This window comes from Chamaesiphon polymorphus CCALA 037 (genome assembly GCF_003003845.1).
Classification (GTDB): Bacteria; Cyanobacteriota; Cyanobacteriia; order Cyanobacteriales; family Chamaesiphonaceae; genus Chamaesiphon; species Chamaesiphon polymorphus.
The window spans coordinates 1-7644 of record NZ_PVWO01000273.1 but is presented as its reverse complement, the minus strand read 5'-3'; the positions used below and the strand labels follow the sequence as shown (position 1 = coordinate 7644).

Below are 7644 nucleotides of genomic sequence, written 5' to 3'. Positions count from 1 at the left end.
CGGGTGCTCCTTCTGGCGATTCCCAACTGCCCGAATGGGCATTGTCAGCATTACAACAACTCGACGATCGCTATAATTGTATCGAAGAAAATACCGACCTGAATCGTAGCTTAACGCGGGCGAAATTTGCCAACAAATTAAATATTTGTCTGAGTCTTGCAAATGAATCGATTGGATCGTCACCAACAGATCCAGCCACTAAAGCAGATTTAGAAAGTATCCAAAAACTTCAAACCGAATTTGCGACAGAACTAGCCGCCCTGCGCGGACGGGTAGAAGCGATCGAAGCCAAAACAGAACGACTGAAACAACAACAGTTTTCAGCCACAACTAAGCTCAATGCTCAATTGTGGATTAACTTTACAGGTGCATTTCCGAGCAATAGGATTACCGCCGAAAGATCGCTGGCGCAAGGGGGTACTAATCCATTTATCCCACCAACACGAGTCAATGGAGTACCGACTCGCGTCCAGCTTAGAGATTCAAATCCGACAGTTAGTAACTACCTATTTCTGACCCTAACTTCATCATTTACAGGTAAAGATACTTTAGTTACTCAACTCGTTGCTGGCAATGCCAATTCTCCAGCCAATCAACTAGTTTCATCGGGATTTTTTAATACGTGGGGAACGCCAATTACCGACCAAACTGGCACGCCTCAAGCCGGATCGAATGCAGTTTATTTGCGCGAGTTATCTTATTCTTTTCCAATCAACGATAGCGTTAGAGTTGCTGTCGGCCCACGTCTGAATACTTACCGTTATTTCGACCAAAACCGATTTACTAATTTCCTAACTGGTGCGGGGAGTTTCAACTCTAGCGGGAGTAGCTTATTTGCTGCGATCGATCGCGGTTCTGGTGCGGTTGTATCTTGGACTATAAGCCCCCAGTTTCGCTTTAATGCTGGCTATTTGGGCGAGAACACCGAGTTTGTGAGTTCGGCAAATGGATTTAATACCTCTAGCAATCCAGCCGCAGGTTTATTTGGCAGTACCAATCAAGCTATTGGCGAACTAACCTATTCGCCGAATAAAGACCTAAATTTAAGATTATTGTACTCGCGATCGCTAATCCGTCCCTACAACGGATTTATCGGTGGCACGATCGGAGAGCCATTGCCCTACGGCTATGCCGACGATGGCTTTGGGGGCAGATTAAACGATGCACCAGCCGATACTTTTGTCGTTAATTTTGACTGGCTTTTTACTCCCCAAGTGGGCGTGTTCGGACGATATTCTTATGGGAGAACGGGGATTATTCCGATCGATCCAGCCCGTGCGGGTGGCAATACAACCGTACAATCGATTCAAGTGGGTTTGGGATTTCCCGATTTGGGTAAGAAGGGGGCATTGGGCACCATTTCCTACTTGATTCCCCATAGCTATCTGGGTGGGCGCGAGTTTCTACTCTCTGGCGGCGGCGATGGTGGCAAACAGCAGGAGTTAGAAATTTCTTACTATTACCCCGCTACCGAAAATATCGCGATCGTGCCTGCATTTTATGCGATCTTCAACCCCAACAATTTTCAGAGCAATTCCCCTGTCTATATCGGCAATGTGCGGATGCAGTTTAACTTCTAGTTTGAGTGGAGTTCGCTAAATTTGCGCTGTAGTTACCTGGAGATTCATCCTACAACCATCCAAATAAATCTTAAAGCAAATCCGATCGTGGTAGCACGTCAGCCGATTCTTGAAGTGCATGTAACCTTGCATAGACACCATTATGCTTTAATAGATCGTCATGCGTGCCGACCTCGACAATCCGACCCCGATCTAACACCACAATTTTGTCAGCATCGCGGACGGTACTGAGTCGGTGAGCGATAATCAGCGTGGTTCTGGTACCCGAAATCGATCGCATTGCTAGTTGAATCGCCCGTTCCGACTCATAATCGAGACTGGAAGTTGCCTCATCGAACACCAATACATTCGGATCGACGATTAAAGCGCGCGCAATGCCGAGCCGCTGTCGCTGCCCTCCCGATAGCCGCACGCCTCGCTCCCCGACCACCGTTGCATACCCTTGGGGTAGCTCGTGGATAAATTCATCGACTCGCGCCATACGACAGGCTGCCGCGACGTCTTCTGTGCTAGCAGTAGGATTGCCATAGCGCAGATTATCCATAATCGTACCGTTGAAAATATCCACCTCCTGATGGACGATCGCCAAGCGAGCGCGATAGGAGCCAATCGCGAGCGAGCTGATGTCTGTACCATCAATGCGGATGTGTCCTTGAGTTGGCTCAAAATAGCGAAATAATAGCTTGACTAGCGTAGACTTCCCCGAACCAGATTTACCGACCAGAGCAATAGTTTGATATGGCTCGATGACGAGATTAATATCATGCAAAATCGGCTGCTGCGGGTCGTAACCAAAACTCAGCCGATCGAACTCAATTTTACCTGTAAATTGGTACTCTGACGCCGATCGAGCGATCGCATTGAGGTCGCTAGCATCGCTACCCACAGGCTGCTGCATAAACTCATGAAAGCGCAGCATCGAAGCATAGCGTCGTGCCAGAAACTCGGCCAAGATACTCAACGGTTCTAACTCGGCATAGGCCATACTAGAGACTGTCAGCAACGTCACAAAATGACCTAAAGACAGTTCGCCGCGCAGGGTAGCGAGGAGGGTCATCACGAGTACGCCAAAGATGCAGCTTTGAACTACCGTGCGCTGCCACATATTTAAACGCACGTAACCGCGATGGATGCGATATAGTACCACTGTTAACTCTCGATCTAGGCGTTGCCGCTGTCGATCGAGTTCGTAAGGTTCGGCGGCGAATGCCTTCACAGTTTTGATATTGGTAATAATTTCGGAGGTACGGCTTTCGGTATTCTCCATATAACTATCCAGGAGTGCCTCGCGGTTGATAATATAGCGCAACCCTTTGAGGCTAAAGCCTAAAATCGCCATAAACGACAGGGCAAAGGCAATCCCAATCCGCCACTCTAACAGACAAATGACGATAAAAATCCCAAATATGCGCGCTAACTTCGGAATCAACTGTCCAGCAATTTCTGGATAAGACCAAGTGTGGTTAGTCAACCCGCGTGCGACCCGTCCGGCAATCCGACCGGGGTTGTTTTCATCGTAGAAAGATAGGGGTAATGTGAGAATTTTTTGAATCGTCAGATCGGCACGATCTCGCCGTGCTCGCAGCGGAATCGCCCAATGGAACCAGCTCCCAATCCAGGGTTGAATTGGCGCGCGCACGACAGATACGACAAACACGATCGCTAACAGCAAAACTAGCGATAATTCTGACGATACTTGGAGATTGAAGCCAGTGGCGATCGCGCTAATGAAGGCCATTAACGGCGCATCGAGCGGTTGCTTAGAGAGTACATTCAGAATTTGACCGATCGCATAGGGTACGGTTAAATCGACCACCTCAAACAGACTGGAGGCAGCAATGCTAAATGCAGCGATCGCCCCGTATCCCTGAAAATACCGAACGATATCGCGGTAAGATGCCATAATTCTCCGATAGGATGGATGAGTCGCTCGATCGTGTTGCTGACTTCTTTAGGTTAACGCAAGCTCGGCTGGGCAATTTGAGTGTCCCGATCGATATTCAGAGAAGATCCGAAATTTACCACTGCGGCACTCAATAAGCTTATTAGAGAGATTGCGAATTTTGATTTAATTTATTCCACATATCAACTATCGATTCTGTAATTTCTTCTGACTTTGTATCGTATGCTTTACCTTTAAAGCCATCGACTTCAAGCCGCCAGCCCGATCCATCATGCCCCGTAACATCTTCATACTCTATTAACCTTTCTTGAAACCACTTTTTAAGTCCTTCTTTTTCGATACCAGTGTTTTAATCGCTCCGGTATCTTTTGGGTGTCATGCCTGTAAGCTGTCGAAACTGTTTGCTCAAATGGCTGTGACTGTTGAATCCACACTCTAAAGCAATATCGACAATCGATCGATCTGTTTGTTTTAATAACTGCTTCGCCCGTTCGATTCGTTGTTGGAGTAAGTATTGGTAAGGAGAAGTACCGATCGATTGCTTGAACAGATGGCTGAAATGAAATTGACTCATCCCGTTCGCGTAGCGTCGCCTATGGCGAATCAATCCAGCCAAATCTGTCAGCTCGATCTCTCGCTCTAAATGGGCGTCGATATATTCCAATACTTGTTGCAATTGACGCGGTGGCAATCCGCCTGCATAAACCGCAAGCTGTGGTTTAGAGGCTGAATATTGTCTGAGCAACCTTACCGCCAATACATTGGCGAGCGAGTCAATATACAGCCGATTGCCTAGATTTTCTTGTTTCAATTCGGTAAGTACTAACATCGCGATCGCCTCAAGTTGAGGATCGCGCGTCCGAAATGTGGGAATTACTTCCAGTCGATCGGGATTCATCGCCAGTGCTTCGGTGGCAACCTGCGTCATGAATTGAGAGTCAATCCGCATCTGCAAGATGCGATCGTCACTGTCCCATCGGGCAAAAAAGGGTGTAGCCGCAGGCGCGATCGACAAGTCCCCTTTGCCATACAACCCCGTGTAAGACTTGTCTCCCTGAATGTGCAGCAACCGTACCGGACGGGGCGTGAGTGACAAGCAAATGGCATGTTCGTTGGGGTAGAGCATTTTCCCTTCCCCCGCCGGATGGTGAAATTTTTCGACGAGGATGTGTTCCCAACCCTGAGTTTGACTTGAAAACAGGGGCTGGCTGGTGCAGACACTCTGATGGCTGGCGATTTTCCCTGGGAAAGGCTGTGCCAACGGTTTCATGTAAACCTCCTGCGTCTAGATCCGATTATCTTCATTGTCGCATTTCACCAAATATGCACGAAAATTGCCCGCAAGATTTTGTTAGTTTCACAAGAATTAGATAGTCGAATAGTGGGCGTTTTTTTAATCTGGAAGAGTAATCGATTCAGCAAAGCTGACGCTGCGCGAACGACAGTGATACTAAATCTGATTGGTAAACTGCCTCAATCTTGCCCTCACCCCCAGCCCCTCTCCCAAGCTTGGGAGAGGGGAGCCAGAACCGAAGGTGATGGCGGGGTGAGGGCCACAGGTTTGTGCTAGCACAAGAAATGTTTGCAAATCGAATTTGGTATAGATCTATCGCCTATTACACATTCTCTATTAGCAAAGGTCGCCAAACAAATATGACACAAGAAGAAAACTGGAATAACGGCATCACCCTAGTTATCGGCGGTACTGGGAAAACAGGTCGCAGGGTGGCAGATCGACTCGTCAAAGCGGGTCGCCAAGTACGAATCGGCTCGCGGACAGCAGAATTACCTTTTGATTGGGAGCGACGGGATACTTGGGATCGAGTCCTCCAAGGAGTGAAGGCTGCCTACGTTGCGTATCAGCCAGATATAGCAGTACCTGGTGCCCTCGAAACTGTTGAGGCATTGTTCGATCGAGCGATCGCCAGTGGCGTTGAGAAGTTGGTACTACTTTCGGGTCGGGGCGAAGTGGAAGCGGAACAGGCAGAACAGGCACTCCAGGCAACTAGCGTAGATTGGACGATTTTGCGCGCGAGCTGGTTTTTTCAGAATTTCAGCGAGAGTTTTTTCCTCGATCCGATTCTGGCTGGGCAAGTTGCCTTGCCAGTGCTGGAGTCAGTCGCAGAGCCATTTGTCGATGTCGAGGACATTGCCGATATTGCTGTTGCCGCACTCGCAGATTCGCAACACTCGCGCCAGCTCTACGAGATTACTGGCTCTAAAGCCTTAACCTTTGCTGAAGCGATCGCCGAAATTGCCCGTGCGATGGGACGGGACATTACGTTCGCCCCGATTTCAGCCGACGACTATCGCGCAGAGCTTGTCCGGCAAGGTGTACCGGAGGATGATGTCGAACTAGTCTTATATTTATTCTCCACCGTGCTCGACGGACGGAATACACCGCTAGCTGACGGCGTGCAGCGCGCTCTCGGACGATCGCCGCGCGACTTCTCCGATTATGTGCGACAAACGGCTGCGACTGGCATCTGGAGAGGTAAATAACTATGTTCGACAATTATCTCTTCTGGCTGATATTCACAGCAGCGATCGGCTGCGGGCTAATGGCTGGGGTCTTCTTTGCTTTCTCGACCTTCGTAATGCCTGCCCTGGCGAGACTCCAGCCAGATCGGGGAATTGCTGCCATGCAATCGATGAATATTACAGCGATTAATCCGCTGTTTATGTTGGCGTTGTTTGGAACGGCGATCGCTTGCTTATTTATATTTATTTCTGCCCTTTTACATTGGGATCGATCGGGTACGATCTATTTATCGATCGGTAGCTTGCTCTATTTAGTGGGCGCGATTTTGGTGACAATTTTGGCTAATGTGCCGCTCAATAATGCGTTGGCGATCGTCAAGCCGGATAGCATAGAAGGTGCAAACTTTTGGGCAAAATACCTGAGAGATTGGATGTTCTGGAATCACATTCGGACATTAGCCGCTCTGGCTGCATCGGCAATGTTCGTTGTCTCCCTACCGAAATGAAACAACCTGAAAATCAGCCTCGGTTAACAGAAAATGCTACATGAAGTGACGTTCGCGACTCGATTTTGGTATTATGTAGAAGCAATATCAACGCTCTGTGCATCACAACGCCCATGTATGCAGTCTGCCGATAGTCGATCGGTTGGATAAAAGAATGAAAACTCAGTATTTTACCGCGACAAGTCTCGATGGCTTCATTGCTACTGAGAATGACTCAATTGACTGGCTGTTTCCACTTGGCGACCTAAATGACTCCAGCTATCCAGAGTTCATTTCAAATGTGGGTGCGTTGGCAATGGGATCGGCAACTTACGAATGGATGGTGCGCAACGCAGAACGGGTTGCCGCTGAGACTGGCTCAACTTGGCCATATACTCAGCCAGCCTGGATATTCTCTAGTCGCAAGCTGCCAATCATCGAAGGTGCGAACATCCGATTCGTCAATGGAGATGTGCAACCCGCCCACGCTCAAATGCGAGCTGCTGCTGGTACCAAAAATATCTGGATAGTTGGAGGCGGAGATCTTGCTGGCCAGTTCTACGATGCTGGTTTACTCGACGAACTTATCGTCCAAGTTGGTTCGATCGCTCTTGGCAAGGGTAAGCCGCTTTTCCCTCGCACAGTGCTAAGTCCAGTTCTGCGCCTAGTGTCTGTTCATCAGATCGGTACTGGTATGGCTGAGTTGCGATATGAAGTACGCAAAGGAGATCTGAGTGGAGCCACCTAACATGACGATCGCCTTCCGCTGTTCGTTGAAAGTCGTATACTATAAACGGCTAAATAGCAAGATTAAATAATGCGCGAACCAGCTATTTCACTAGATTTCACGATCGAGACAGTTAGGTGTCGATTGCGCCGTTCTGTGATGGAGGATTTGCCCGCGATTTTTGAGGCGACAACTTCACCGGGATTTCATGCTGGCATGGATTCGGAGGCACCCCTACGGATCGAAGATCTGTACGAGGCATTGTCAGAGAATTTGCAAGCTTGGCAGGAGGGCAAACTCTATAGTTTTACGATCGCCGATCGTGATTCAGATCGTCTATTAGGACGGATCGGTATCAATCGAAACAAGCGGGAAGGACTTTGGAATCTGGGCTTTTGGACGCATCCAGCATCTCAAGGCAAAGGTTATATGACTGAATCGGTAATCGCTGTCTCTTATACACATCTG

General features: G+C 48.6%; 7 protein-coding genes. 5 read left to right on the top strand and 2 right to left on the bottom strand.

The annotated features are described in order from the left end of the window. The coding region (locus C7B77_RS18715) for an iron uptake porin (RefSeq protein ID WP_106308189.1) at positions 1 to 1580 on the top strand (1580 nt) is incomplete at its 5' end. Between the two features lie 70 nt (positions 1581 to 1650). Here C7B77_RS18715 and C7B77_RS18710 read toward each other — a convergent pair. Continuing rightward, positions 1651 to 3483 carry an ABC transporter ATP-binding protein gene (locus tag C7B77_RS18710; protein WP_106308186.1) on the bottom strand — a complete coding sequence of 611 codons (1833 nt, stop codon included), beginning with the start codon at positions 3481 to 3483 and terminating at the stop codon, positions 1651 to 1653. A gap of 349 nt (positions 3484 to 3832) precedes the next feature. Then, entirely contained in the window at positions 3833 to 4753 is a 921-nt protein-coding gene (locus C7B77_RS18705; protein ID WP_106308183.1) for a helix-turn-helix domain-containing protein, read from the bottom strand. Between the two features lie 383 nt (positions 4754 to 5136). On the opposite strand from C7B77_RS18705, the gene C7B77_RS18700 reads away from it, so the two are divergent. The 4 genes from C7B77_RS18700 to C7B77_RS18685 all read left to right on the top strand — a co-directional run. Then, complete coding sequence (locus tag C7B77_RS18700; RefSeq protein ID WP_106308192.1) at positions 5137 to 5985, top strand: Rossmann-fold NAD(P)-binding domain-containing protein; 849 nt, start codon at positions 5137 to 5139, stop codon at positions 5983 to 5985. A gap of 2 nt (positions 5986 to 5987) precedes the next feature. Continuing rightward, positions 5988 to 6470 (top strand): anthrone oxygenase family protein, encoded by a 483-nt coding sequence (locus tag C7B77_RS18695; RefSeq protein WP_106308180.1) that lies wholly within the window; start codon positions 5988 to 5990, stop codon positions 6468 to 6470. 154 nt (positions 6471 to 6624) lie between these two features. Beyond that, complete coding sequence (locus C7B77_RS18690; RefSeq protein ID WP_106308177.1) at positions 6625 to 7197, top strand: dihydrofolate reductase family protein; 573 nt, start codon at positions 6625 to 6627, stop codon at positions 7195 to 7197. A gap of 69 nt (positions 7198 to 7266) precedes the next feature. After that, on the top strand, positions 7267 to 7644 hold a 378-nt coding region (locus C7B77_RS18685; RefSeq protein ID WP_146138394.1), incomplete at its 3' end, for a GNAT family N-acetyltransferase.